This is a genomic window from Spirosoma sp. 48-14, assembly GCF_001898575.1.
In the GTDB taxonomy this organism is placed as follows: Bacteria; Bacteroidota; Bacteroidia; order Cytophagales; family Spirosomataceae; genus Spirosoma.
The window spans coordinates 193,376-220,045 of record NZ_MKUD01000010.1; the positions used below are offsets into that span (position 1 = coordinate 193,376).

The 26,670-nt window shown below is 49.0% G+C and carries 20 protein-coding genes; 13 read left to right on the forward strand and 7 right to left on the reverse strand.

The genetic code is table 11. The annotated features are described in order from the left end of the window. Window positions 1–16: 16 nt before the first annotated feature. The 4 genes from pepT to BGO59_RS09280 all read left to right on the forward strand — a co-directional run bounded on the left by pepT (window position 17) and on the right by BGO59_RS09280 (window position 4,966). Window positions 17–1,264 (forward strand): peptidase T, encoded by a 1,248-nt coding sequence (gene pepT / locus BGO59_RS09265; RefSeq protein WP_293683340.1) that lies wholly within the window; start codon window positions 17–19, stop codon window positions 1,262–1,264. Between the two features lie 150 nt (window positions 1,265–1,414). Next, a complete protein-coding gene (locus tag BGO59_RS09270; protein WP_293683341.1) occupies window positions 1,415–2,383 on the forward strand; it encodes an MBL fold metallo-hydrolase in 969 nt (322 codons plus the stop codon). Window positions 2,384–2,571: 188 nt separating this feature from the next. After that, on the forward strand, window positions 2,572–3,150 hold the full coding sequence (locus tag BGO59_RS09275; RefSeq protein ID WP_293683342.1) for a TetR/AcrR family transcriptional regulator: 579 nt from the start codon (window positions 2,572–2,574) through the stop codon (window positions 3,148–3,150). Window positions 3,151–3,307: 157 nt separating this feature from the next. Continuing rightward, entirely contained in the window at window positions 3,308–4,966 is a 1,659-nt protein-coding gene (locus BGO59_RS09280; RefSeq protein WP_293683343.1) for a carboxylesterase family protein, read from the forward strand. 94 nt (window positions 4,967–5,060) lie between these two features. Here the strand turns inward: BGO59_RS09280 and BGO59_RS09285 are convergent, their stop codons facing one another. The 7 genes from BGO59_RS09285 to BGO59_RS09315 form a co-directional block, all read right to left on the reverse strand. After that, window positions 5,061–5,744: a PepSY-associated TM helix domain-containing protein gene (locus BGO59_RS09285; protein WP_293683344.1), complete on the reverse strand. Its 684-nt coding sequence runs from the start codon at window positions 5,742–5,744 to the stop codon at window positions 5,061–5,063. Beyond that, complete coding sequence (locus BGO59_RS09290) at window positions 5,689–7,194, reverse strand: DUF2271 domain-containing protein (protein ID WP_293683345.1); 1,506 nt, start codon at window positions 7,192–7,194, stop codon at window positions 5,689–5,691. Before BGO59_RS09290 ends, BGO59_RS09285 begins: the two co-directional genes overlap by 56 nt. 221 nt (window positions 7,195–7,415) lie before the next feature. Then, window positions 7,416–7,673, reverse strand: a complete 258-nt coding sequence (locus tag BGO59_RS09295) for a hypothetical protein (RefSeq protein WP_293683346.1) — start codon at window positions 7,671–7,673, stop codon at window positions 7,416–7,418. A gap of 329 nt (window positions 7,674–8,002) precedes the next feature. Beyond that, window positions 8,003–11,134 carry an efflux RND transporter permease subunit gene (locus BGO59_RS09300; RefSeq protein ID WP_293683347.1) on the reverse strand — a complete coding sequence of 1,044 codons (3,132 nt, stop codon included), beginning with the start codon at window positions 11,132–11,134 and terminating at the stop codon, window positions 8,003–8,005. A 98-nt stretch (window positions 11,135–11,232) separates the two neighbouring features. Continuing rightward, window positions 11,233–12,288: an efflux RND transporter periplasmic adaptor subunit gene (locus BGO59_RS09305; protein WP_293683348.1), complete on the reverse strand. Its 1,056-nt coding sequence runs from the start codon at window positions 12,286–12,288 to the stop codon at window positions 11,233–11,235. Window positions 12,289–12,317: 29 nt separating this feature from the next. Beyond that, on the reverse strand, window positions 12,318–13,649 hold the full coding sequence (locus tag BGO59_RS09310) for a TolC family protein (protein ID WP_293683349.1): 1,332 nt from the start codon (window positions 13,647–13,649) through the stop codon (window positions 12,318–12,320). Window positions 13,650–13,708: 59 nt separating this feature from the next. Beyond that, the gene (locus tag BGO59_RS09315) at window positions 13,709–14,185 is read right to left on the reverse strand and encodes a MarR family transcriptional regulator (protein WP_293683350.1); all 477 of its coding nucleotides are present in this window, start codon (window positions 14,183–14,185) and stop codon (window positions 13,709–13,711) included. A 189-nt stretch (window positions 14,186–14,374) separates the two neighbouring features. Between BGO59_RS09315 and BGO59_RS09320 the strand changes: the two genes are divergently transcribed. The 9 genes from BGO59_RS09320 (at window position 14,375) to BGO59_RS09360 (ending at window position 26,567) form a co-directional block, all read left to right on the forward strand. Continuing rightward, on the forward strand, window positions 14,375–16,111 hold the full coding sequence (locus tag BGO59_RS09320; RefSeq protein ID WP_293683351.1) for a PQQ-dependent sugar dehydrogenase: 1,737 nt from the start codon (window positions 14,375–14,377) through the stop codon (window positions 16,109–16,111). 230 nt (window positions 16,112–16,341) lie between these two features. Continuing rightward, window positions 16,342–16,980, forward strand: coding sequence for a ribonuclease H family protein (locus tag BGO59_RS09325; protein WP_293683352.1), 639 nt, complete (start codon window positions 16,342–16,344; stop codon window positions 16,978–16,980). A gap of 173 nt (window positions 16,981–17,153) precedes the next feature. After that, entirely contained in the window at window positions 17,154–17,897 is a 744-nt protein-coding gene (locus BGO59_RS09330; RefSeq protein ID WP_293683353.1) for a methyltransferase, read from the forward strand. Between the two features lie 362 nt (window positions 17,898–18,259). Beyond that, the gene (locus BGO59_RS09335; RefSeq protein ID WP_293683354.1) at window positions 18,260–19,255 is read left to right on the forward strand and encodes a glycosyltransferase family 2 protein; all 996 of its coding nucleotides are present in this window, start codon (window positions 18,260–18,262) and stop codon (window positions 19,253–19,255) included. 120 nt (window positions 19,256–19,375) lie between these two features. Further along, on the forward strand, window positions 19,376–19,978 hold the full coding sequence (locus BGO59_RS09340) for an inorganic pyrophosphatase (RefSeq protein ID WP_293683355.1): 603 nt from the start codon (window positions 19,376–19,378) through the stop codon (window positions 19,976–19,978). A 188-nt stretch (window positions 19,979–20,166) separates the two neighbouring features. Next, the gene (sppA, locus tag BGO59_RS09345) at window positions 20,167–21,936 is read left to right on the forward strand and encodes a signal peptide peptidase SppA (protein ID WP_293683356.1); all 1,770 of its coding nucleotides are present in this window, start codon (window positions 20,167–20,169) and stop codon (window positions 21,934–21,936) included. 90 nt (window positions 21,937–22,026) lie between these two features. Then, entirely contained in the window at window positions 22,027–23,226 is a 1,200-nt protein-coding gene (locus tag BGO59_RS09350) for a helix-turn-helix transcriptional regulator (protein WP_365981494.1), read from the forward strand. A gap of 103 nt (window positions 23,227–23,329) precedes the next feature. Then, complete coding sequence (locus BGO59_RS09355; protein WP_293683357.1) at window positions 23,330–25,297, forward strand: pyrroloquinoline quinone-dependent dehydrogenase; 1,968 nt, start codon at window positions 23,330–23,332, stop codon at window positions 25,295–25,297. A 76-nt stretch (window positions 25,298–25,373) separates the two neighbouring features. Beyond that, window positions 25,374–26,567, forward strand: coding sequence for an acyltransferase family protein (locus BGO59_RS09360; RefSeq protein ID WP_293683358.1), 1,194 nt, complete (start codon window positions 25,374–25,376; stop codon window positions 26,565–26,567). Window positions 26,568–26,670 lie beyond the last annotated feature (103 nt).

The following is a 26,670-nucleotide window of genomic DNA, read 5'->3' on the forward strand; positions in this document are numbered from 1 at the left end:
AGTTATATGAGCGTGTATGAAAGATTACCAGTTTACGGCGGTTGAGCGTTTCCTGCGGTACGTCCAGATTGATACGCAATCGGATCCACAATCAACAGCTAACCCAAGTACCGCCAAACAGAAAGACCTCAGCCGATTATTGGTCGAAGAATTACAGCAGATGGGCGTTGCCGATGCTGAATTAGATGAGTGGGGTTACGTGTATGCAACCATTCCGGCTACGACTGATAAGGCGAATGTGCCAACCATTTGCTTTTGCTCACATGTCGATACATCACCCGATGTGACAGGCGAAGGAGTAAAACCAATCATTCATAGAAACTGGAATGGTACCGATATTACGCTGCCCGATGACCCTAATCAGGTAATTCGTGTGGCTGATCATCCTGATCTCCAGCATCAGATTGGCAACGATATTATTACGGCCAGTGGCACTACGCTGCTGGGAGCTGATAACAAAGCGGGGGTGGCCGAAATTATGGATGCGGCTAATTACCTCCTCACGCATCCTGAACTAAAACATGGCCGTATTCGGTTGCTTTTTACGCCCGATGAAGAGGTGGGGCGGGGTACCGAAAAAGTAGATATTCAGAAGCTGGGGGCCGATTTTGGCTATACCATCGATGGGGAAGCGTTAGGAACTCTCGAAGATGAAACCTTCTCGGCCGATGCCGTAAAAATTACGATTCAGGGCGTTAGTACGCATCCGGGTTTTGCCAAAGGTAAGCTCGAAAATGCGTTGAAAATAGCAGCTGACTTATTAGCGGCTCTTCCCAAAAATGCCCTTTCGCCCGAAACAACCGAAGAGAAAGCGGGCTTCGTTCATCCTACGCGGCTGGATGGGAATCAGGACCAGGCTGTTCTGGAGTTTATCATTCGCGATTTTACGGAAGTAGGCCTGCAGGAGAAAGAACTTTACCTGCAAAACATGCTGAATGATGTATTGGTAAATTACCCTGGTTCGTCGGCACAGTTTGTGGTTAAAGAGCAATACCGCAATATGAAAAATGTGCTGGACCATTACCCGGCTGTGGTTGATAATGCGCTGGAAGCTATTCAACGGGCGGGCCTTTCGGCCGAACGGCGTAGTATCCGGGGGGGGACCGATGGATCAAGACTGTCATTCATGGGATTGCCCTGCCCCAACATTTTTGCTGGGGAACATGCGTTTCATTCGCGGCTGGAATGGGTGTCGGTTCAGGATATGCACAAAGCCGTTGAAGTTATCGTGAACGTAGCCACTGTTTGGGAGGAGCGCAGCTAAGAAGCAGACCGTTTGTCGGTTTTGTTGAACAATCCATCATATCTGTAGGTTGAGCTACAAGACGGTCAGGTTAGTTTGTATCGTGGTTCTTTTATCAAGTTGAAACCGTGACATGAACTGAGCTGACCGTTTTTTATAAACGTCACGGATATGGAAAGCGAACTGGAACTGGATGAGCCGATAACGGTCGGTACGAAAAACCCGTATGATGTAACTGCCGATGTAGCGGGCTTGAAAACACTGTTTGTCAATGTATTTTTTATTGGTGAGCCCGGACATGGTAACCCCTGGGTGCTGATCGATGCCGGTTTGATGGGGTATGCTGGAACCATAAAAAGTCGGGCCGAAGAGCTGTTCGGACCCGGTACCAAGCCCAAAGCGATTGTACTGACGCATGGCCATGCCGACCATACGGGTTCCTTGAAAACATTGTTGAACGATTGGGATGTACCCGTTTACGCCCATCGACTGGAAATTCCGTACTTAACCGGGAAGTCGAGTTACCCACCACCCGATCCGGCTATTGGGGGTGGAGGAATGTCGTATATGTCGTGGATTTTTCCCATTGGGCCGATGGATTTTGGCGATGCCATTCAGCCAATTGCGGAGAATGGACTGATTCCTGAACTACCCGACTGGGGAGCTATTCATACGCCCGGTCATGCCCCCGGTCATATATCCCTGTTTCGCGATAAAGACCGGACACTCATTGCGGGCGATGCTTTCGTGACCACCAATCAGAATGCTATTTCGGCGGTGGCTACCCAGCGCGAAGAGTTTCATGGACCTCCAGCCTATTTTACCTGCGATTGGGAAGCGGCTAAACAATCGGTAATTAAATTGAATAATCTCAATCCGTTAGCGGCTGGAACCGGGCATGGTATAGCAGTACGTGGACTTGAACTGGAATTAGGATTGAATCGATTGGCGCACGAATTCGAATCTCGCTCGATTCCGTCCTCCGGCGGACGCTATGTAAAACAGGCGGCTATTACCGATGAACATGGAATCGTAGAAATGCCAACCCCGGTTTCGTTTCATGTAGCGCGGGGCCTGGACTTAGGCCTGGTAGCGGGTTTACTCGCCTATATGATCTGGACTATTCGGCGCGATCGCTAATAAGTCGCATACCCGTTCATACCCGAACGTACCGGATGTCTCCCCACTTGCTGGCAAACTAAGCCTCAGGTGGGGAGACTCCTTTTTGGGAGGGTTCGAAGAAACCCGATGCTTATTTTTTCAATTTGAGGCTGATCTGATTAACTATTTAGCCCCTATGTACTTATACAGCTATAGAGCGAATAGGCATGAAAGAACGAATTATTGCCGAAGCCCGGCATCTGTTTAACCAATTTGGCGTGCGAACCGTCAGGCTGGAAGATATTGCCCAGGAACTCGGTATCTCTAAGAAGACCGTGTATCAGTATTTCGATAGCAAAGAAGAACTGGTTCGACTGATGCTGGAAAACCAGTTGAACGAAAACCTGCGGGAGGCTAACGCCATTCTTACGCGCGTAGATAACCCCATTCTGGAAGCCATGCTGATCTGGAATCGGCTAATCCATTACCGACGAACCGTAAATCCGAATCTGTTTCGGGATATTGAACGGCATTATCCCACCGTCTTGAGTTACTTTCAACAATTCCGGGCCGAATACATCAACACCATTCTGGTCAGCAATCTACAACACGGCATCGAGCAGGCTGTTTATCGGGCCGATCTGGATTTGGGGGTAATCGCCTGGTTATGGGCCGATCAAAGCCAGCGGGAAACACCCTATGAAACCTCCGACGAAGCGATAAAGCATCAGTTCATTCGGGGTTTGCTAACCCGTAAAGGATTAGACGTATATGAGACGATGAAAGCTGAGTTGGCGTTGGTATAGATCGGTGGTAAATCCGGTGAATGTCAGAAACTAATGAAATTGGCTAAGAGTAAAAAAAGCTCATTATGTCTTTTTGACAGTAAGCTTATTACTTAACGCTTTCTATGGTTTTCAGTAGCCGGATTAACCAATCTTTAACTTTCTAACACAGTCAACGATGAACGCTTCAAGACGTAATTTTTTACAATCGCTGGGAGTTGGTGTAGCTGGTTTAGGCGTACCGTACTCATCTGATGCGGCTGGTCCAAATCGCCCTAAAGTGACAAAGCCAACTGGTGATGATCAACTATTATTCGTGGGCGACAACATCGCTGTGGCCAATACCGAATACGGCAAAGTGAGAGGGTTTATCCTCAGAGGTATTCATCAGTTTTTAGGGATTCCCTATGGGGCTGATACGTCCGGTAAAAATCGGTTCATGCCCCCGCAAAAACCTACGCCCTGGACCGACGTACGGCCTGCGCTGTGGTGGGGGAACTCGGCTCCGCAGATCATGGAGAAACGCTATGCGAATCCTTACGCGTCGTTTGTCGACCACTGGAACTACGACGATGTGTCGGAAGATTGTTTGAAACTCAATGTCTGGACGCCGGCATTAGACAAACAGAAGCGCCCGGTTGTGGTCTGGCTGCATGGGGGTGGTTTCACGAATGGAAACGGCATTGAACAGGATGGTTATCATGGCGAAAATCTGTCCCGGTTTGGTAATGTGGTTTTCTGCTCGCTCAACCATCGGCTCGGACCGTTGGGCTACACGGATCTGAAAGCCGTGGGTGGTCATGCCGCTTCTGGCAACGTGGGTAATCTGGATATGGTGGCAGCTCTGGAATGGGTCAAAAACAACATCGCCAATTTTGGTGGAGATCCCAACAACGTGACCATCATTGGGCAGTCGGGTGGGGGAGCTAAGGTAACGACGCTGATGAATATGCCATCGGCAAAAGGGCTGTTTCATAAGGCGGTGGCGTTGAGTGGTAGCTCGCTGGCCGGAGCCAATAAGGAATATGCCGAGAAACTGGGCCAGAAGGTTATGGAAGAGGCTGGACTGAAACAAGGCGAAATCGAAAAACTTCAGCAGATTCCCTGGCTTGAGTACATTGCCATCGCCAATCGGGCAGTCGAAAAAATGGCCGACGAAGCGAAACGAATGGGTATTCAGCGGGGAGGTTATTCACCCGTTGGCGATGGGGATTATTTGAGTAAAGGGGCCTTTTTCAGTGATCCGAACCATTTCTCGGCCGACATTCCGCTGATGATCTGTACGACCTTTCACGAAATGAACCCCAACCGGACTGACGCTTCACTAGAAGCTATTTCGCTGGATCAGGTGAAGGAGAAGCTCAAACCACGCTTTGGTGATAAATCGGGCGATGTTGTCGATGCTTATGCGCGAAATTTCCCGAAAGCGCGGCCGATAGAGCTATGGGCTCTGATTGTGTCGAATCGGAAAAATGCCGTTGCGGCCGCCGATGCCAAAGCGTCACAGCATAAAGCACCCGTCTATGTGGCCTGGTTTGGCTGGCAACCGCCCCTGTTCGATGGACGGATGCGGGCGTTCCACTGCGACGACATCTGTTTCTGGTTCTACAATACCGACCTTATGCTTACCCATACGGGTGGAGGGAAGCGCCCAAGGGCGTTGTCGGAAAAGATGGCGGGCTCGTTTATCAATTTTATGAAAACGGGTAATCCGAATGGCGGTGGTTTACCCAACTGGAAACCTTACACGACTCAGAACGGTGAAACCATGATTCTGGACGATGTTCCCGCGCTGGCCAACGATCCGGACCGCGAAGCCCGGAAAGCCCTAGCCTAAGTTCTGAATAGAACGCAGATTGTCATGATAATTATGATTAATCAAGATCCGTGTTAATCATAATTATCATGACAATCTGCGTTCTATCTGTTGTCTAAACGACCAGTAACCAGTACGCTAGTCCAGTGGCAATGCCCCCGATTACTAACCAGCCAAGACCACTGACTCGACGTTTTTTCAGGACGAGCAACAGGGCTAATCCGGTTAGCGAAACCATTGTCATGAATACGGCAGCGATGTCGATGACCCATGCCCAGCCCCGGCCTGTATCCCTGCCTTTATGCAGGTCGTTGAGTACTGCCATCATCCCCATTTTGGTTTCGGTGATCGCATAGGTGCCATCGGGTCGTTTCACAAACGCATCGGCCGAGTAACCCGGTCCGTGAAAGGACAGGGAACACTCCCGGTCGTCGATCCGAAACTCACTGACCATGCCTTTTAGCTGGTGGGTTGCCCGCAGGTACTCGACAATGGCCAGTTTGTTAACGGTGCCCGTATCCGTACCAGCTACCCACGCAGGATTGAGTTTTCCTTTGAGTTCTGTCGTTTGGGTAGCATCGTCGAACCAGTCGGCATGGTTAAGCGTAAGGCCCGTTACCGCAAAAAAGAGTACCAGTATAAAGCTCACTACCGATAGGTAGAGGTGCAGCCAGCGGACTACCCCTGCCCAGCGGACCCCTCCCGCTGATTTTGGGGTTGGTTGTTGCCGCGTGGGGTGGCCATTAGCGAGCTGCTGCTTTTTCGCGGTAATCCAGGGCTGCTGCTGTGATTTCGACATTTCCGGGGAGGGGTTGCTGTTTAACTTTTCCATTGAAATCCATCGTCTGGCGAATGAGCTGATACGAGCCATGCTCCCGAGCCGCTTCGATCAGGATGGTGTATTTACCCTGTTTTACAAACTGTCCATCATCATCTTTTCCATCCCAGACTAGTGTATACTCACCCGGTGATCGGGTTGCACTAGTAACGGAAGCGGCCTTGTCGGTTTGCAGGTTGTACCATTCCCGCAGATCGTGTAGCCAGCGAGGTTTGTTATACCACAGAGCCAGTTGTCGGACGGGCTTCCCGGATTCGTCCTCAACCCAAACTGCTACGAACGGTCGGTGTGAACGCCCTTCAAAGCGAGCCAGTTCCAGGGTTATCTGCAACTCCTGATTAGGATTCCACAGCTTGTCTTTAACGGGTAGCGAAATCAGATGAGCCGTTGTTAACGGTCTCGGAGAACCTGACGAGGCTTCGGGTAAGGTAGTCGCTGGCCAATTGGCACTGCTTACCGTTTGACCGTCGCGGGTGACCAGCAGGTATTCGGTGTTGGGTAACTGAGTGGCCAGCGTTTCGCTTTCGGAAGGGGACAACACGTTGAAAGCCGTTGCCAATGCGCCAGCCGTAACCGCATCAGGATGGAGAACCGTTGCGCTGATAACCTCCTGAGCCGGTAAACCTGTACGCGGGTCCATGATATGCGATACCCATTCACTGCCAACCTGATACCCCCGGCGGTAATTTCCACTGGTGGCTATGGCCCCATTTTTTACCTGTAGTTGAGCAATGGGTGCAGCATTTTCGGCATCGGCCTGTGGATTGGCAACGGAAACGGGTTCCTGCCAATTACCCCGAACCACGATGTCGCCCCCGCTATTGAGTACCAATCCATCAATGCTTGGAGCATTGAACGCTACGTTGGCTGCTCGATCGAGCACGTAACTTTTGGTAAACGTATGTAACCGAAGCGGTACCTGGGTCAATCGGGTTGCGGTTTTTTGATCGGCATCGAGTCGCCAATGCGTCTGGTTAATTGCTTCCACGGCCTGTTGACGTTCCGTCTCGGTTGGCGCTGATTGGCGATGAGCAGCTTGCTGCCAAAGTTGATTGAGCTGCTGGGCGGCTGCGCTGATAGCCCCTGACGTTTGGGCATGCCATGTGTCAAATGTGCTTAGCACAGCAAACAGGTCGTCGGAAACAACAACGGGTTCATGGAGAGGAGCCGCCAGCCACTGGCTGAATTCGCTATCGGACCGATAACCGCTCAGTACCGTATTCAGTCGCTCGATTTCAGCCAAAATCGATTGTTCAGCCTGTCGAGCTGCTGTGTAAGAGCGAGCGGCAATTTTAAGATCAAACGAGGTGCCGAGGACGTTTTCCAGGTGATTGATAAACAGGCCACTTGTGCTTGAGTTGGGTAGGCTGGCTATCAGCGGAGCAAGACCTATGATGGAGATTGCATTCATGAGCAGAACAAGATAAGTGCGTTCGTTTAGTGGGTTGGTGGCGTTTTACAGCTAATAGTTATTTATACGATAACGGTTGGAAAGTTATTGCCAGCAGCAGGTAATCAAAAAAGAACCGATCCGAATGCCCATTCAGATCGGTTGAATCACGAGTTTTACCCTACGAGTGTTTTCCTGGAAGTGTATCCTTTAGGTATTTGTCTAAAATACTTTCTGGAGATTTATCGGTTTGGTATGCCTGCCTGCTGACTGACCAGCGTACACAATTCACCCACCGTCAGTCGGGGTGTGAGCGCTTCGTCGGGTAGTACAACACCAAAATGCGTTTCCAGTACGACAACGGCTTCGGTAAATTCCCATTCACTCAGGCCAAGCGTACCTTGTAGTTGCTGATAGGCGGCAATGGTCGAGTAGGGTAACGTAAATGTTCGGGAGAGAAATTGCTGTAGTTTTTGAAATGCTCGTTCGTAGTTTGTCATAAGTAGTGAATTGTTTGAAATGCGTCATGGACAAGGAACACTGAGTAGGCATGGTCGCTCAAACCAACCTCTCTTGTTCATTATCCATAGTTACACTTAGTCTATAAACGGCGGCCTTAACGGCCAGTGTGATAGATGAATAGTACGCATTGTTGATGTGTATTGTTGTATTTTTCAATACGCGTCAGACACTTTTTTTGTTGCTTAGCCAGCAGATATAAATCTGTATCGCGGTTCTCAAACCCACCTAGCCGAAGTATAGCCTTGAACTGACTACCTAAATCTAACCTTCGGCCACGCGGGCTGAAGACCCGCGATACATGGAGTGGCTAACTAATGGCTTTGGCTACGTCAAGCTCCTGTGGTTTTTTCGGGGTTACCTTCTTCTTTGAAAACCGGGCAATAATTCGGTCAACGACCAGGTATACCGAAGGTACGACCAACAAGGTGAGTAGGAGTGACGATGTCAGACCGCCGATGATTACCCAGGCCATACCGTTTTTGGTTTCGGCACCGGCACCACTCGCCAGCGCGATAGGCAGCATACCGAACACCATGGCCAGAGTGGTCATCAGAATAGGACGTAACCGCTCTTTACCCGCTTCAATTAGTGCGTGAATCACGTCATAGCCTTCAGCTTTAAGCTGATTGGTGAAGTCGACGATCAGAATCGCGTTCTTGGCAACCAGACCTAGCAGCATAATCATACCTACAATCGAAAACACCGTTAGGCTTTGCATCGTGAGAGCCAGGGCCAGTAAGGCACCGATCAGGGCAACTGGTATCGAGAACAACACCACGAATGGATATACCACACTTTCGTAGAGAGCTACCATGATGAAGTACACCAGCAAAATGGCAATCATCAGGGCGAGACCCAAGCTACCGAATGCATCGGACTGTTGCTGCAACTGACCCAGATACTGAACCGTAACGCCTTCAGGAAGCTTGACCTTTGCCATTTTGGCCTGAATGTCTGCGCCAACGGTACCGACCGGGCGTCCGACAACCTGCGCGTTAACCGTAATAGACGACAGACGGTCGATTCGTTCCAGTACGCTCTCTCCTGTTTGTTCCTGCACCCGGGCAAATTGCGACAGTTCGAAGGTTCGACCCTGGTTGTTGACAAACGTCAGACGACTGACATCCTGTGGATTCGTACGGTCGAACCGATCCAGACTAATCAGGATGTCGTATTCATTGCCGTTCTGCTTGAACTTCGACAGGTCATTCCCTCGGAATGCATTTTGCAGGGCAATCCCTACATCCGAAGCACTGATGCCCAGTTGCGCCATTTTCTCCCGATCAAGGCTTACAGTCACTTCAGGTTTAGGGTCTTTCACAGAATACTTCACATCCTGCGTCCCTGCAACAGACGTAACTACATCCTTCACCTGAGCAGCGGCTTGCCGGATACTGGCCAGATTGGTTCCTTTAACGGCAATCTGAATCGGGGCCTGTGACGCCCCAACAATACCTACCGGGCTAACGGTAACTTTAACGCCGGGAATCTGCCCAACTTCCCGTTTTAGAATCTGCCCAAAATCGTCCGTCGACACGGTCCGTTGTTTTTTGTCAACCAGCTTCACGTTCAGATCGACGATGTTGCTGTTCGATGAGGTTGCAATCCCGCTACTGGTATACCCGACATTGGTAAATACGTTGGTTACTTCGGGATGCTTCAGAATGAGTTGTTCAGCCCGTTGCGATACTGAATTGGTCTGGTAAATAGAAGCCGTTGGAGCTAATTCTAACTGAACACTCATCTCGCCCTGATCGCTTTGTGGCATAAAGGCCGCACCGATAAATCCGGCTGGTACCAAGGCGATTGAGCCAATCAGTAACCCAATAACGGCCAGAAAAATCCAGCGCTTATGCCCCAGTACCGACTCCAGTATGTGCCCGTATGCATTGGTGATCCGGGTCAGGAGGTTTTCAAAACCCAGGTTCAGTTTGCCCCACAAGGAGTTCGGATTCAGGGGTTCGTGCTTGCCGAATCGCGATACCAGCAAAGGCGTCAGCGTAAAGGAAACGACCAGGCTCATCAGAGTCGAAAACACCACCACGAGTGAAAACTCCCGCAGAATATTTCCGATCAGTCCGCCAGTCATGGCAAGCGGAACGAACACCACAACGTCCACCAGCGTGATCGCTAATGCCGTGAAGCCAATTTCGTTCCGGCCTTCCAAGGCCGCCTTAACCCGGTCTTTCCCCATTTCGAGGTGCCGGTTGATGTTTTCCAAAACGACAATCGAGTCATCGACCAGAATACCAACCACCAGCGAGAGCGCCATCAGCGTCATCAGATTCAGTGAGAAACCCGAAACATACATTAGAATGAACGTCGGAATCATAGACGAAGGCAAGGCCACTAGTACGAATAAGGATGACCGGAAGCTATGCAGGAACAACAGCATCACGACCGAAACGATCAGTACCGCCAGGAAAAGGTCGTCTACCACCGCATGCGCCGATGCCAGCGTGTAGGTCGATTGGTCGGAGGCAATGTTGAATTTCAACTTTACATCGCTGTGTTGCTTTTCAAGCTGAGCAATTCGTGCGCGAACCAGTTCACTCACCGAAACGGCGTTGGCATCCGACTGCTTTTGAATCTGAACACCAATAGATGGTAGACCATTGATGTGGTTGATAGCCGTTGGTTTCGCGACGGCATCGACCACTTCGGCCACATTATTTAATTGAACCTCACTGCCGTCGGTCCGTCGGGCAATAACCAGATTCCGCAGTCGATTGACGGTCTCGACCGACGCATCGAACCGGATTGAGTATTGTGATTGCTGGGTTTCCAACTGACCGGCCGGGTAGCTGGTGTTGGCTGCGTTGATGGCTTGTGATACCTGACCGATCGAAACCCCATAGGCCCGCAGTTTCTCGGCATCGACGTTGACCTGAATCTGACGTTCATTACCGCCAATCACGTTTACCTGGCCAACCCCGGCCACGTTGGAAAGCTGCGGTTTTAGTTCGTCGTCGATCAGGTCGTACAATTTCGTTGGCGACAAATTGGCCGTTACACCCATTCGCAGCACCGGAATCTCGTCTGTCGAGAACTTATTCAGGATCGGACGGTCGACTTCGTCTGGTAACAGATTGATAATCTGTTCGATTTTGCGTTGGGCATCCTGCTGCGCCAACGTCACATCGACACCGTTTTTAAGCTGGATAATCACAATTGAAGCGCCTTCCTGCGAGGTGGCTGTCATACGGTCCAGCCCTTCCAGCGACGACAACGCGTCTTCAATACGTTTGGTTACGTTGGTTTCCACTTCGTCGGCCGAAGCACCCCGGTAGGTCGTAGCCACACTGATGACGTTGGCTTCAAACTTAGGCAACAGGTTGTACGATAATTGCTGGTAGCTGAGGAAACCGAACAAAATCAGTACAGTAAAGATGGTCGTTACCAGTAACGGCCGTTTTATGGCGATCTCGGTTATTGACATGATTCAAAGAGTGAAAGAGCGAAAGAGTGAAAGAGTGAATAAAGTCGAGCGTATTGAGTGGAGCGTCAGCCCACTCTTTCGCTCTTTCACTCTTTCGCTTATTTTGTAATTTGCACAGGTTTGCCTTCGCCCAGGTTCAGTTGGCCCGTTGTAACAACGACATCGCCAGCCGACAGGCCATTTAGTACTTCGATGGTATCGCCAAAATCACGACCGACGGTAATCTTGCGCTGGTGAACCACATTGTTTTCGACCACGTACACGTACGGATTCTTGATGCTTTCGACCAGGGCAATGCGCGGAATCTGTAAGGCTTTCTGATTTGATTTCTGCGAGAAATCAACGTTGACGAAGGTGCCGGCTTTCAGGCCATTGGCATTGCTAATGGTGATCTCGACCGGATAGTTATGTTCGTCGGTGCCTTGTGGGGCAATGTAGGAAATCTGTCCGCTGAAAACCTTTCCTGGAAACACATCGGCGGTCACCTTTACCGCCTGGCCTTTGTGGAGCTGGTACACATCGCTTTCATTGACCAGTACATCTACCTTCAGGCGGGCCACATCCAGTACCTTACCCAGGGTGCTGCCAACTGTGATGTATACCCCAGGCTCAATGGCTTTCTGCACGATCTGTCCACTGATCGGCGCTTTTACATTCGCATCCTGAATCTGCTTTTGGATCTGCTCCGCCTGATTAACCGCGTTTTCGTAATTATACTTCGTTTCGTTGACCTGGATCTCGGTAGTGGCATTTCCGGCCAGAAGCGTGTTATAACGGTTTACATCTTTCTTCAACTTGTCGATATTCAGTTGGGTGGCCTGCAACGACAGTTCTTTCAGGCGGTTATCCAGTTCGACCAGAGTTTGGCCCTGCCTTACCTGCGTTCCTAGATCGAAATTGACGCGGGTCACCTTACCGGCTGTAGTGGCCGTAATAGTGGCCTCGCGGAAGGGGATGAGGTTACCTGTTTTGATAAGCTGCTGACTAACTGTTCCTTCCTCTACACGGTTGACGGTTACCGGAATGGCTACGTTCGTATTGACGGTCGGTTTGTTCTGGGCATCGATCTTCTCTTTGTTCGACGCCAGTCGGAAGCCGATCAAAGCGACGATGGCCAGTGCCGACGTGATAATAATAAGTGTTGTCTTTTTCATGGCTTTCGGTTGTATTGGCTGCTAACGACCTAGAGTTGATTATAGAAAGTAAGTAAGGTGCCCTTCGATTGTTCGAGATCGAGCCGGGCCTGGTACAGATTAATGAGCGAATTGATGTAATCGGACTGGGCTTGCCGGTAAGACGTATCCGCGTTGACCAGATCGGTCAGCGACTTGACACCCTGTTTGTATTGCAGTGTCGTGATGTTATACACTTCCTGAGCCAGCTTAACGTTTCGGTCGCCGTTCAGAACGTTCGTTTGCGCCCGCTGAATCTGCGACTGGGCGTTGTTGAACTGGAGCCGGTAAGCGGCCACATTCAGACGTTGCTGCTCTTCCTGATTCAGTACCGTTAGCCGTTGCTGCTTGATCTGGGCATCGCGCTGAAAGCCATCGAAGATGGGGATACTGAACCGCAGGGCAATGCTTCCAAAGCCGACAAAATTGGTGAATAGTTTATCAATCGTTTGAGCCCCTAAATTGACCGTTCCGTAGTTGGCCGTTAGTGAAACGGTTGGGATATAACCGGCCCGAATCCGTTCCAGTTGCAGTCGTTGTAAGTCCAGATTAGTGGCCGACTGTTGAAATGAGACGAGGTTTTGGGACTCAAAGGGCAACTGTTCTATCACGGGTAACTGCGTTAGCAAGGTGGAGTCCGATAAGGTTAGCTCCTGCTCCTGCGGCAATCCCATCTGGTATTTCAATCGGTTCAGGGCTAAACTATAATCGTTTTCGGCCAGCGTCAATTGCGACTGTGTACTATTATAGCTGACCTCAGTACGCGTATAATCTACGGGCTGAATAACTCCATTGTCCCGTTGCAACTTTAAAATGTTGAGCACCTGTTGGGTGCGCTCCAGATTATCCCGAAGGAGGGCAATTTGCTGTTGCGCCACAAACACCTGATAGTAGTTGCTTGCTATATTATAAATAATGTCCTCGCGGGTTTGACGAGTGTTCAGATCAGCCAGCCGCTGATTGGGTTTAGCCGCTTTAATACCCAGCAGTAATGAGCGGTCATAAATCGTTTGACTGGCCTGTGCTGTAACGTTGGTCTGGTATTTTTGACCAATAATGAAGACCTGGGGTTCGGGTCCAAATACCCCAGCCGGGATAACGCTTTTTTGAAGCTTCACATTATCCGTAAGTGTTCCGGTTGCTGATACCTGAGGTAAATACAGACCCAATGCCTGGCGAGCCTGCTGATTGGCATTCTCTACTTGGTTCTGGGCGATACGAACTGTACCGTAGTGCTGTAGACCATAATCAATGCAGTCTTTCAGCCGAAAACTCTGTGTAGACTGAGCCCAACCAGCCTGGGCCAGCAGTACGAATAAACTCAGTGCAATTTTTTGTTTCATACGTCCAATTAAGTTGAGGTGTCTACTGTAGACCTATCAACTATTTAATTAAAAAAAAGTTACTTCTCGAGTATCGAAGAAATTTTACGTAGCGTGGCCAGGAATGCATCAAGCTCTTCCGCAGTTAACTGATCGGTTACTTGCTTATCAATTGTTTCAGCGGTTTCAATGGCTTTTTCAACCACCATTTTTCCAGCCGGGGTCAACTGAATCAAATTCTTGCGTCGGTCAATACTATCGGGTACAATACGGAGGTAACCATCCCGTTCCAAGGTGCGTAGGGAGCGTTGAATACCCGATTTATCTTTCTGCAACATATTCGCGATTTCCTGTTGTGATAGTAAGTCCTCACCGGAAAAATAAACCATAAATAGAATTGGCACCTGCTCAATCTGGAGAGTGAAACCCAATCGGGTGAGTTCCCGATTCGATTGTTTGGCCAGTAGATGCCCCATATGATTCGCCGTAAAAATGAGTGAACGGCCCATTCGTTTCGAAAACCTCGCCTTTAATTCCTCTTCTCTGTTCGTAATCATACCGCAAATGTACTATTGTGTTGATATATCAACCAATAGTTTTGAGGAAAAGTTTTTTATATTTTTTGTGCTGCCTAATCTGTCTGGTGAAGCGAAGGAGGCAACAAGCGGTGCGTTCAGACGGGATAAGGGTGGCCGAATGGTAGTTGCTGACTTATCTACGCTTTTAAACAGGTTGACCGTTTATGTATGACCTTTTCGTTACGTTATCTCTATAGCCTTCCTTTTCTTGCATTGGTATGGCTTACTGTTCCCAACAACCACGACTTGTCGGTATCTGACCGAATGCAGACAATGCCGGATGATTTGCCGGGAAAAGCGCTTTTTAAAACGCATTGTGTGTCCTGTCATGCACTGGAACAGGATGGAATCGGGCCGAAACTGGGTGGCATTACCCGGCTGCTTTCTGAGAATGAACTCATTGCGTTTATGAAGAATCCACAGAAAGCGATTGAGTCGGGAAATACGCGGGCGGTAAGTCTGTCGAAACGGTACAAGATGATCATGCCGGGATTCGATTTTCTGAAAGACGATGAGCTGAAATCCATTGTGGCCTACATTGCCGACGAGACTCGAAAAAATAATAGTCAGCCGCTGGCGGTTAGCAACAATACGAGTGGCGCTACTACACGATTAACGGAGCCTGTAGCTCAATCAAACCTCACCATCGAGCTGGAAGAGTTTATGACCATCCCGCCATCCAGCGATAAAATGCCCCGTACCCGAATTGCCACCATGCGGGCTCACCCGTCGGGCGATGGGACACAGTTTGTCAGTGATCAACGTGGGCTGATCTACCGCATCGCTGGAAAAGAAGTCAGTACATTTCTGGATGTGCGGCCCCTGATCGAGAATTTTATCAACGAACCGGGGCTGGGCACAGGCTTGGGCAGTTTTGCCTTTCATCCCGACTTTCTAAAAAACGGGCTTATTTATACGACACATACAGAGTCGTTCAAGGGCAAACGGGCTGATTACAGCTACAGTGACTCGGTGGAAGTGGCTTTGCAATGGGTGGTGTCGGAGTGGCACATGGATGATCTAACGACCCCTGTATTCACGGGTAAGCGGAGAGGACTGCTGCGCGTCAATATGCCGTCCTCCGCACATGGCGTGCAGGATATTGGATTTAATCCAGAAGCACTCAAGGGTTCACAGGACTATGGCAAGTTATACATCGGTATCGGCGACGGTGGCTCAACGATCAATAAGCACCCGGAGCTTTGCCACAAACTGACCTCCCTGCTGGGTACCCTGATCCGAATTGATCCTTTGGGGCGAAACAGCAAAAACGGACAGTATGGTATCCCAGACGATAATCCGTTTGTGGCTGATAAGGATGCTGGGGTGTACAAGGAAATTTATGCCTATGGTTTCCGCAATCCGCACCGACAGGCCTGGTATAATGGCCGGTTATTATGCACTGATGTAGGCGAGTCCAATTTTGAAGAAGTGAATGTTATCCAGAAAGGGGGCGATTATGGATGGAATGTACGGGAAGGGAATTTCGGCATCTCATCGAAGGATTTGAAGAATGTGTACCCTGTGCCCGACACAAAATCTGACAAGTTTATCAGACCACTCCTGCAATACGACCATATCGACGGCAATGCAATTAGCGGGGGCTATGTTTATGAGGGCCCAATCGAGGCATTGAAGCACAAATACGTTTTCGGAGACATTGCCAGAGGACGCGTGTTCTTCGCCAATATTGATAAGAATCTGACAGACCACTCGGTGCAGGAACTGACCATCATGCAGGATGGAAAACCTACGAACCTGGTAGAGCTGTCGGGCTCAAAGCGCGTGGATCTTCGTATCACGTACAATCGGTTTACAAAGGAAATGTACATAATGACCAAAAGCGACGGGAAGATCAGGCGAATTAAAAAAGCTGGCTATCAGCAGGCGAAAATGGACAGATAAAGGTGTTTTGCCTTTGTGAAATTCGATACGGTCAATCGCCACGCTGACTGATCAATTGCCGATTTAGGTTCAACTCTATGGGGAGCAAATTTGTATAGAAACCGTCTAAAAGGAGCGCACTATTGAAGAGAAACGTGTTATTTTGATCAATCATTGATCGGCAATGGTGGGAAACAAGCGTTTGTCCGGTCGGTTGATTACCTCATTTAATCGTTGAATTTAGAGAATCGATGGCTCAGAAAAAGCCTAAATATTATGTGGTCTGGCAGGGCCGGAAGCCGGGTGTATACGACAGTTGGGACGAGGCCAAAGCGCAGACCGATGGTTTTGCCAAACCCTTGTTTAAATCGTTCGATAGCAAACCGGCTGCGCTGAAAGCGTTCAAGGAGAAACCCCATCTCCACATGGGACAGGGGCCAAAAAGTCCTGCCAAACAGGGTAAACTGGATGAACTGGTGGGGGAGCCCATTCTGGATAGTCTGGTGGTCGATGCGGCTTGGAACACCGCTACGGGCGATATGGAATACCAGGGCATCTACCTTGCCACCCGACAGCGGTTATTTCTGAAAGGACCCTATTGGGATGGAACCAACAACATTGGGGAGTTTCTGGCTATTGTCCACGCGCTGGCGTTGTTGCACCAAAAAGGCAGCAACATCCCCGTTTATTCCGACTCCCGAACAGCGATCGGTTGGGTAAAAAAGAAGAAAGCCAATACCAAGCTGGAAGAAACAAACCGAAACGCCGAACTATTCGAACTCCTCGATCGGGCTGAAACCTGGCTCCAGACACATCGCTACGCCAATCCTGTCTTAAAATGGGAAACGACAGTCTGGGGTGAAAATCCAGCCGATTTTGGACGAAAGTAAGAACCGGGATTTAGCTGATTGATGGATTAAACAGATTCTACTTTCGATTTACTGTTTAAAACACTGATTGTATCTAATGTCTATTGTCAATCATACTCTATCCTGATAACATCAGTACTCTATTGAGACAAAACAAAATCCTGTGAATCAGCCAATCAGTTAAATCCCGGTTCATGTTCGCCTTCAAACAATTTACCATTCACCAGGAACGTACCGCCATGAAGGTTTGTACGGATGCCTGTGTGCTGGGTGCCTATGCCGATGTAGGTGAAGGAGCCAGGGGTACACTGAACAAGACAACAGTGGAGCGACTGCTGGATATTGGTACAGGAACGGGGTTGCTGGCACTGATGGCGGGCCAACGAAATCCGACGGCAACGATTGATGCGGTAGAGGTCGATGAAAATGCATTTACCCAGGCTACGGAAAATAGCGCTGCCAGTCCGTTTAGGGAGCGAGTAGCTGTGTTTCATAGCCGGATTCAGAATTTTGGGGATGAGCGTATTTATGATCGAATTCTGACCAATCCACCTTTCTACACAAACCATCTTCGGTCACCCGATGCGGCTGTCAATCGAGCGTTGCATACGGATGAACTACCGTTTGGTGAGTTGGTTGAAGCTGTTGTTCGACTGATGAAACCGGACGGGCAATGGTGGGTATTGTTACCGCCTTATGAAGCTGGCAAACTGGCTGAGTTGGCTCAAAATTTTGGTTTGCATCCTTTCAGAAGGCTTTCGTTGCGGCACCATGAGCAAAAGCCTTTCTTTCGGGTTATAACCGGATTCTCATTCGTAAACGCTGAACCGATCGACGAAACCCTGACCATCTACGAACACAATCCCCAAAGTAAGTCAGGGGTGGCCTATACCGCTGAGTTCAGGGCGTTGCTTCAGGACTTTTATCTGATATTCTGATAATTTTGCAGTAATGTCTGGGGTAAATGGAAAAGGATCGATGGATTTTATCTAGAATATATTCTGGATGGTTTAGAATCGGTCGATGAATTTAGAGCAGGAATGACCTTCTATGCACTCGCTTCCAATTTTGACAACTACCTTTGCTGTTGGAAACGCAGTGTACGTTACAAAGGAGATTAGAGAGTTGAATAATACGATTAACGAGAGCGAATTCCGGCAAAAACTTGTTTCTGGTAAAGATAGCGTTTGCCCAAAGTTTCTCCAGCAAACGAGTATAAACTGTATGGTTGAACTGAAACCTAAAATTCAGGCTAATTCAACAGTGCAGTTAATGAGTCAATTAACGGAGCCTCAATCCAATGACTGAATTAATTCAACTGACCGTTCTGATTCCACTTTATAACGAAGACGAATCGTTACCCGAACTACACGACTGGATCGTTCGGGTTGTAACGGAACAGCACTACACCTATGAAATTCTGTTTGTCGATGACGGGAGTACCGACGATTCCTGGGCTATTGTCGAACAGTTGTCGAGCGTAAACCCGAATGTCCGGGGCATACGGTTTAACCGGAACTATGGTAAAACAGCGGCTTTGCAATCGGGTTTTCTGGCGGCACGTGGTCAGATTGTAATCACTATGGATGCCGATTTGCAGGATAGCCCCGACGAAATACCGGAGCTTTATCGGATGGTAACCGAGGATAGGTATGACTTGGTGTCGGGCTGGAAACAGAAACGCTATGACCCTATTACCAAAACCTTGCCGACGAAATTGTTCAATGCTGTTTCGCGCTGGATTTCAGGCGTTCAACTGCACGATTTCAACTGCGGCCTGAAAGCGTACCGACAAAAAGTGGTCAAAACCATTGCACCTGCTTTGTACGGCGATATGCACCGGAACCTGCCCATTGTGGCGAACTGGAATGGGTTTAGCCGAATCGGCGAAAAAGTTGTCCAGCACCGTGCCCGTAAGTATGGGACTACTAAATTTGGATTGGAACGGTTTGTAAACGGGTTTCTGGATGTGCTGGTTATTGCGTTCGTTCACCGATTCAGCAAACGGCCGATGCACTTTTTTGGTACCTTCGGAACGTTATCGTTTTTTATCGGCTCAGTACTGGCTATCTGGCTGATTGTTGAGAAACTAATTAACATTGCCAATGGCGTCAAGTTTCGGAACGTGACCGATAACCCACTTTTCTTTTTTGGCCTGGTGGCTATTATTTTGGGGGTTCAATTGTTTCTGGCGGGTTTTCTGGGTGAATTGCTGGTTCGTCAGAGCCTGAATCGCTCGGGTGATCAAATGGTAGCCGAACGAGTCGGCTTTTTGGAGCAAAAAACGATTATCTGAATAAATGAATAATGAAAAATGCATAATGTATTAAGGAAGGCAGTACAGTCTTCCTGATGCTCATTATCCATTTTTCATTATCCATTTCACATTATTAATTAATCTATATATACAACACGAATGAAGAGTAATTTTAAAGCACACCCCTGGCATGGTATTCCAATTGGGGATTTGGCACCCAAACAAGTGACGGTCTTTATCGAAATCGTCCCGACCGATACCGTTAAATATGAAATTGATAAAACCACTGGTTTTCTGAAGATAGATCGCCCTCAACAATACTCCAACGTATTGCCTGCTCTCTACGGCTTTATTCCACAGACTTTCTGCGGAGATCAGATTGCTAAACTGGCCACTGAAAAATCGGGTAAAGTTGTCAGCATGGGCGATGGTGACCCCCTCGACATTTGTGTACTGACCGAACGGGAAATCACGCACGGTGACCTGATCTTACAGGCTATTCCTATTGGCGGATTCCGTATGATCGATAAAGGTGAAGCCGACGACAAAATCATTGCTGTGCTCAAAGGGGATGCCATGTATGGGCAGTATACTGAGCTGGAGCAACTACCGGAAGCCGTTGTGAAGCGACTACGCCATTACTTCCTGACGTACAAGACATTGCCCGATGAACCCGTTGCTATGGAGTTGGCCAACGTATATGGTCAGGCCGAGGCTTGGGAAGTGATTCAAACATCTATCAACGATTATAAGTTGATGTAGGGTATCGTTTAACAGCATAGGGCAGAGGGCGTATGACTTGGGGGCGAATATAACCCCTCTGCCATACGCCCTCTGCCCTATGCCATTTATCCACTCCATGGTGCACTCAACATTTTTTCGATGGGATGCCTCAAATAGACGTTACTTTTGCGTAATTAGTGTAGCGACACACAACGGTTAAGTTATTCATGATGCAGTTTCTTAAATATGTTTTAGCCACCATCGTCGGATTGATTCTCTTCTCCTTCGTTGGCTTTTTGATGCTCATCGGGCTAGGGGCCGCTTTTTCCTCATCCGACACGAAAACGTCCGTGGCCTCTAATTCAGTGCTCAAATTGGATTTGGATAAACCCATCGAAGAGCGGAGCAGTAATAATCCGTTTGGCGATTTTGGCCCGATCCGTTCAACAGGCGACGCGATTGGTCTAATTGAACTCAAACAGGCGTTGAAAGACGCCAAGGAAGATAAGAATATTGAAGGTATTTATCTGAAAACCGAAACACCGGCGGCAGGCTGGGCGTCTCTCGAAGAAATTCGGAATGCATTGATTGATTTCAAGGCGTCGAAAAAGTTTGTGTATGCCTATGCAGAGGGGATGAGCGAGAAAGGCTACTACCTGGCATCGGTAGCCGATAAAATTTATCTGGCCCCCACTGGTGAGCTGGAATGGAATGGCCTGGAGGCCGAACTCTCGTTCTTTAAAGGTACACTCGATAAATTGGGTTTAAAGCCCGAAATTTTCCGGGTTGGGGAGTTCAAAAGTGCCGTTGAGCCCTTTATTCGGGAAGATATGAGTGAGCCTAATCGCCGTCAGGTAACCTCATTCCTGAATTCGATCAACGACCATATGCTGGTTCGGGTGGCACAAAGTCGTTCGCTCCGGGTCGATTCACTCAAGCGGTATGCCGATAACCTGACGATTCAGACTGCTCAGGATGCCTTGCGTACGAAACTGATCACCAATGTTGGGTATCAGGATGAACTGGAAGCGGTAATTCGTAAACAACTGGGCGTGGATGAGAAAAAGAAAATCAATTACGTCTCGCTGAGTAAGTACGAAGATTCCGAAAAAACAGGCTCTGATTCAGAAGGAAGTGGCTCAAATCGCATTGCGGTAATCGTAGCGTCGGGCGATATTCATTCGGGAAAAAGTAGTGATAACACCATTGGTTCGGAGACCATCGTGGAAGAACTCCGTAAAGCCCGCCAGGACGATAAAGTGAAAGCCATCGTGTTGCGGGTAAACTCCGGTGGTGGAAGTGCTCTGGCGTCGGACATGATGTATCGGGAAGTTGAGCTGGCTAAGAAAGCGAAGCCTGTCATTGGCTCGATGTCCGATTATGCAGCCTCGGGCGGTTACTATATGCTGATGGGCTGTAACAAGATTGTGGCCGAGCCGAATACGATCACGGGCTCAATCGGCGTATTCTCCCTTTTGTTTAATACGGAAAACTTCTTTAAAGACAAGCTGGGCATTACGTATGATCGGGTAAAAACCAATACCAACGCCGATTTTCCGACGGCTACCCACGAAATGACACCCTTTCAGAAACAGGCCATGCAACGTGCTACCGAACGCATTTATGGGGAGTTTACCGGGAAAGCAGCGGCTGGCCGAAAATTGCCCGTCGATAGCATTCGGGCTATTGCGGGTGGACGTGTCTGGACGGGTACGCAGGGCAAAAGCATCGGATTGGTTGACCAACTTGGCGGGTTAGACGATGCCATCAAATTGGCAGCCCAGTCGGCAAAACTGAAAGAAGGAGACTATCGGCTGAAGTACCAGCCGCGTAAAAAAGAGTTCTTTGAGCAATTGATGAGTTCGCTTTCGGGTGATGAAGAAACCAAAGTACAGGCTCAGCTTGGTGAACTGGCTCCTTATGTAGCCTATTTGAAGAAACTCAAAATGATGCAGGGAATCCAGATGCGTCTCCCGTTTGAAATCGATATTCGCTAAATAAAATAGCCGTTCCAGTTATAGAAGAGGCCCGTGGGGATGAAAACCTTACGGGCCTTTTGTTTACCTTGCATTACGTAATTGTCATTTATGATGCAAACGCTCCCCATTCGCCTTGACCTGTTTGCGTTTCTGATCTTTCTGGGCGTAGCACAGGGAGTGTTTCTGGGTATTTTTTTCCTGACAGGCCAACGGCGGAAGAGTCTGGCGAATCGGTGCTTTGGCTTATACCTGCTGAGTGTATCGGCGATCATGCTGGAAATTGGGCTAGAATATTCGAACTACATGTTTCGGATGCTGGCTCTGGTCGACTATGGTGAACTGTTCAACTTTGCTCTGGCACCGCTATTTTATTTCTTTGTTTATGCCAAATTAAATTCGCGACTACCCCGGCATTGGGGCTGGCACCTGCTGCCTGCCGCCATCTGGTCGGTGAATGCCATTACCTGGATTGTTCAGCCCGCTGAATTCAAATACAATTCATACATAAATGCTTTCCATCCTGAGTTGCCGTTTGTGCATGTTGAGCCTTATATGCACGACGATTTTACGGGGCTGCGTGATTATATCAACGAGTTAACACTGTTAAGTTGTTTGATTTACACCGTGTTGGCCTTGCTGGAAGTAAGGGAAGCCTTTAAACGAGCTAATCTGCCCTTATTAGGAAAAGCGCCGGTTCCCATGGCGATGGCACGAAACGTATCAGCGCTGATGATTTTATTTCCGGTGCTGATTGGTATTATTAAAGCTACGTATCATGAAGACATGGGTGATCATTTTCTGGCGGCCTATCTAACCCTGACCATCTACACGACATCGCTGTTGGTGATGCAGGGGTCAAGTGCGCTTCAGGAGAAAGAGATTTCCGTCGACGAATCACTTGGCACATCGGTTGAGCCAAAGAAAAAGTACGAGAAATCGGCATTGTCGGAAGAGCTTGAAGAAACGTTGTTGCTAAAATTAAATCGGTTGATGGAATCTGAAAAGCCGTTTCTGGAAAGCGACCTATCCCTTCCTAAACTAGCTCAGCGACTAAACACAACCCCACACTATCTCTCGCAAATTCTGAATGATCGACTTGCACAAAGTTTTTTTGATCTGTTAGCTACCTATCGGGTTCGTGAAGCTCAGCAATTGCTACAGGCCCCGGCAACAACCAACCTCAAAATAGAAGAAATAGCAGAGCGGGTCGGCTACAATTCTCCTTCGGCATTTCATACGGCGTTTAAGCGGCTAACAAACCTGACTCCGGCTCAATATCGGGCAAAAGTTGTGGAGCAGAAGGCTTAAAAACTTCGTGCCGTTCGGCATGAACTTCGTTAATATCGGCAGATAGGCCATTTTGACCATGGTGAGCACAATTTTGCTTCATCAACTCAAAGCACATCTGCTTATGCAAGTTTATGCAACCCTTTGCAGGGCTACCAAAAAAAGCCTGTTGTTTGGTTTTACCGTATCACTGAGTAGTCTCTTCGTCGTAAACGCACAAAACCCTAACACGATCGAATGGCCGGCTTATGGCAACGATGGGGGAGGCATGCGATTCTCTCCGTTAAAGCAAATCAATACCACAAACGTAAAGCAGTTAACACAGGCCTGGACGTTTCGCACGGGTGAATTAGAAACCTATAAAGGAACGAACGCTACCGAAAAAGCGGCTTTTGAGGCTACGCCCATTATGGTCGATGGAACGCTTTTTTTGAGTACGCCCACCTCACGTGTGTTTGCCATCAATGCTGCTACCGGTCAACAGAAGTGGGTATACGATCCGGAAGTGTATCTGCGTCAGGAGTTATCCGAAATCACCTCGCGTGGAGTGTCAGTCTGGCCCGCACCCAGCGACAAACGAGCGTCGACAGGGGGTGGTAAACGAATATTCGTCGCTACGCTCGACGGGCGACTGATTGCACTGGATGCAGCTACGGGTAAACCCATTCCTTCGTTCGGAAAGTCAGGAAGTGTCGATTTGCGGCAGGGCGTTGGTATAATCAGTGTTACCTCGCCCCCGGCGGTCATTGGCAACACCATTGTTGTCGGTTCGTCGATGGGCGATAATTACCGATTCAATTATGAGCGAGGGGTCGTGCGAGCCTACGATGCCCTTACTGGGGCGTTGCGGTGGAGTTGGGACCCTATTCCCCGAACGAAAGCGGATGCGGGCTATGATACCTGGAAAGGGCCTTATGCTCATCAGTCGGGCGCTGCCAATGCCTGGTCGATGATTTCGGCGGACCCTGAACGGGACCTGGTCTTTGTGCCCACTACCAGCCCTAGCCCCGATTATTACGGCGGAGAGCGACTAGGGCAAAATCTGTATGCCAGTTCGATTGTCGCCATACGAGCATCGACGGGTAAGGTTGTCTGGCATTTTCAGACCGTACACCATGATCTATGGGATTATGACAATGCTGCACAGCCCCTGTTATTTACATTTTCGCAGAATGGAAAAGAAGTACCTGCCGTAGCGGTCGGTACCAAAATGGGGCATGTGTTTATCCTGCATCGGGAAACGGGTGCCCCTCTGTTGCCGGTTGAAGAACGACCTGTACCTAAATCGACGGTGTCAGGCGAGGAAGCTCACCCAACACAGCCTTTCCCTAAAACACTTCCTTTGCTGGGACTTCAGAAGTTGGAAGCCTGGGGGCCAACAGCAGAAGACAAAGCAGCCGCTCAGCGTCGGATTGAGCCGTATCGGTACGATGGAGCGTTTACACCCCCTTCACTTCAGGGGAGTATTATCACCCCCGGCAATGTGGGTGGGATTCATTGGGGGGGTATGTGTTATGACCCAGCATCTGGTTTGTTGATTACCAATGTAAATCGTCTGGCTGCGCTAATTCGGTTGATACCGCGCGAAGAGCTATCCGGCACCCTGCGAAACAACGAAGAATTACTACGGGCCGAAACGGGCATGCAGGCTGGTACGCCCTACGTCATGAAACGAAGCTATTTGTTTCAGCCAAAAGAGGGTAGTTTGCTGATGCAGACCTCACCACCCTGGGGTACGCTGGTTGCACTCAATCTACAGAAGGGTACACTGGCCTGGGAGGTCCCGCTGGGCTATATGCTGGATTTAGGAAAATACCCGGAGGCAAAGCAGTGGGGGTCTCTCAATTTCGGTGGAGCGATTTCAACGGCGGGTGGCCTGGTCTTCGTGGCTGCCAGTTTCGATGGGCACCTACGCGCTTTCAAAACAGACGATGGCAGTCTGCAATGGGAGGTGCCCTTGCCTGCCAGCGCACAGGCGACCCCTATGACGTATCAGATTAACGGTCAGCAATATGTTGTGATTGCGGCTGGTGGACACGGAAAGCTGGGGACAAAACTGGGTGATTATGTAGTCGCGTATAAATTACCTTAAGTCATCTATAGTCATTTCTGCTTTTGTGTAAACGATGCTCAAGGACAACGTAAGGGTAATCAATGACACCAAAAACATGATACCGCAACCTATTTCAACAACTCAGCTTGTTTCTGCAACGCGCCGGTACGACCTCGACTGGTTGCGGGTGATCGCTATATTGACGTTGCTTTTTTATCATACCGGCATGATTTACGTGTCCTGGGGCTGGCATATTCAAAGTGTTGAACATAGTCAGCCAATGGAAGAGGTAATGCGCTGGCTGCATCTATGGCGGATGCCCCTGCTGTTTTTTATTTCGGGGGCTGGTACATTTTTCGCCCTGAAAAAACGATCGTTTAAAACCTATGCGGGTGAGCGGGTTCGGCGGTTGTTTGTTCCGCTGGTGTTCGGTATGTTGGTGATTGTTCCACCCCAGATTTACATCGAATGGCTATTTCGGGGACGCTTTACAGGCAGTTATATCGATTTCTATCCCGAAGTGTTCCGGTTTCAACCCTATCAGGATGGCGGAAAAGGTGGCGCGTTTAGCTGGCATCACCTCTGGTTTGTGTGTTACCTGTTCCTGTATTCGCTGCTTAGTATCCCCGTATTCCGCTGGTTGCAAAGCGAAAGCGGGCAGCGGTTTATCGACCGAATTGGCAGGCTTATCGCCAAACCCGGTGGAGCGCTGTGGCTGGTTGGTGTCTTGTGGCTGAATGATGTACTACTGGGCGGTTTCTTCCCACACGAAACACACGCACTGGTAAACGACTGGGCGTATTTTATGAAGAATCTTCTGCTATTCTGGCTGGGCTATGTACTTATCAGTCGGCGGGAATTCTGGCAGACACTTACTGAGCAGCGCCGTTATTACCTGATGGCCACACTCCTGTTAACCGTAATTCTGTACAGCATACGAGCCTTCGTCAGTATGGAAACCATTGATAACTCTAGACTACTAACCACATTGTTTAGCTTCGAACGGATTGCCTTGACCTGGTTTTCGGTACTGGCGACGGTAGGCTATGGATATCGGTATCTGAATAGCGATCCTGTCTGGAATGGTAAACCTGTTTTACCCTATCTGAACGAAGCCGTTTACCCGTTTTACATCCTTCACCAAACGGTCATTGTCCTGATCGGCTATTTCGTATTGACGCGCACCAGTCTGGGTGTTTATACAGGTTTTCTTGTGGTAAGTTTTGCTTCACTAGGGACCTGTATCGCTATGTATGGCATGCTGATTCGCCCGTTTAAGCCAATGAGGGTATTGTTTGGAATGAAATAAGTTGTCTGGTTCGACCGAAGCATCTATTTTTACCTGCATAAGCTGAATTCGGGAATGGCATACTATGGATCATGGATTGCTATTCTACTATCGAACTCACGTT

Bases quoted from the DNA above. Each gene is read 5' to 3' on its own strand.
- pepT (WP_293683340.1), top strand. From the start codon at position 17: ATGAAAGATTACCAGTTTACGGCGGTTGAGCGTTTCCTGCGGTACGTC.
- BGO59_RS09270 (WP_293683341.1), top strand. From the start codon at position 1,415: ATGGAAAGCGAACTGGAACTGGATGAGCCGATAACGGTCGGTACGAAA.
- BGO59_RS09275 (WP_293683342.1), top strand. From the start codon at position 2,572: ATGAAAGAACGAATTATTGCCGAAGCCCGGCATCTGTTTAACCAATTT.
- BGO59_RS09280 (WP_293683343.1), top strand. From the start codon at position 3,308: ATGAACGCTTCAAGACGTAATTTTTTACAATCGCTGGGAGTTGGTGTA.
- BGO59_RS09285 (WP_293683344.1), bottom strand. From the start codon at position 5,744: ATGTCGAAATCACAGCAGCAGCCCTGGATTACCGCGAAAAAGCAGCAG.
- BGO59_RS09290 (WP_293683345.1), bottom strand. From the start codon at position 7,194: ATGAATGCAATCTCCATCATAGGTCTTGCTCCGCTGATAGCCAGCCTA.
- BGO59_RS09295 (WP_293683346.1), bottom strand. From the start codon at position 7,673: ATGACAAACTACGAACGAGCATTTCAAAAACTACAGCAATTTCTCTCC.
- BGO59_RS09300 (WP_293683347.1), bottom strand. From the start codon at position 11,134: ATGTCAATAACCGAGATCGCCATAAAACGGCCGTTACTGGTAACGACC.
- BGO59_RS09305 (WP_293683348.1), bottom strand. From the start codon at position 12,288: ATGAAAAAGACAACACTTATTATTATCACGTCGGCACTGGCCATCGTC.
- BGO59_RS09310 (WP_293683349.1), bottom strand. From the start codon at position 13,649: ATGAAACAAAAAATTGCACTGAGTTTATTCGTACTGCTGGCCCAGGCT.
- BGO59_RS09315 (WP_293683350.1), bottom strand. From the start codon at position 14,185: ATGATTACGAACAGAGAAGAGGAATTAAAGGCGAGGTTTTCGAAACGA.
- BGO59_RS09320 (WP_293683351.1), top strand. From the start codon at position 14,375: ATGACCTTTTCGTTACGTTATCTCTATAGCCTTCCTTTTCTTGCATTG.
- BGO59_RS09325 (WP_293683352.1), top strand. From the start codon at position 16,342: ATGGCTCAGAAAAAGCCTAAATATTATGTGGTCTGGCAGGGCCGGAAG.
- BGO59_RS09330 (WP_293683353.1), top strand. From the start codon at position 17,154: ATGTTCGCCTTCAAACAATTTACCATTCACCAGGAACGTACCGCCATG.
- BGO59_RS09335 (WP_293683354.1), top strand. From the start codon at position 18,260: ATGACTGAATTAATTCAACTGACCGTTCTGATTCCACTTTATAACGAA.
- BGO59_RS09340 (WP_293683355.1), top strand. From the start codon at position 19,376: ATGAAGAGTAATTTTAAAGCACACCCCTGGCATGGTATTCCAATTGGG.
- sppA (WP_293683356.1), top strand. From the start codon at position 20,167: ATGATGCAGTTTCTTAAATATGTTTTAGCCACCATCGTCGGATTGATT.
- BGO59_RS09350 (WP_365981494.1), top strand. From the start codon at position 22,027: ATGATGCAAACGCTCCCCATTCGCCTTGACCTGTTTGCGTTTCTGATC.
- BGO59_RS09355 (WP_293683357.1), top strand. From the start codon at position 23,330: ATGCAAGTTTATGCAACCCTTTGCAGGGCTACCAAAAAAAGCCTGTTG.
- BGO59_RS09360 (WP_293683358.1), top strand. From the start codon at position 25,374: ATGATACCGCAACCTATTTCAACAACTCAGCTTGTTTCTGCAACGCGC.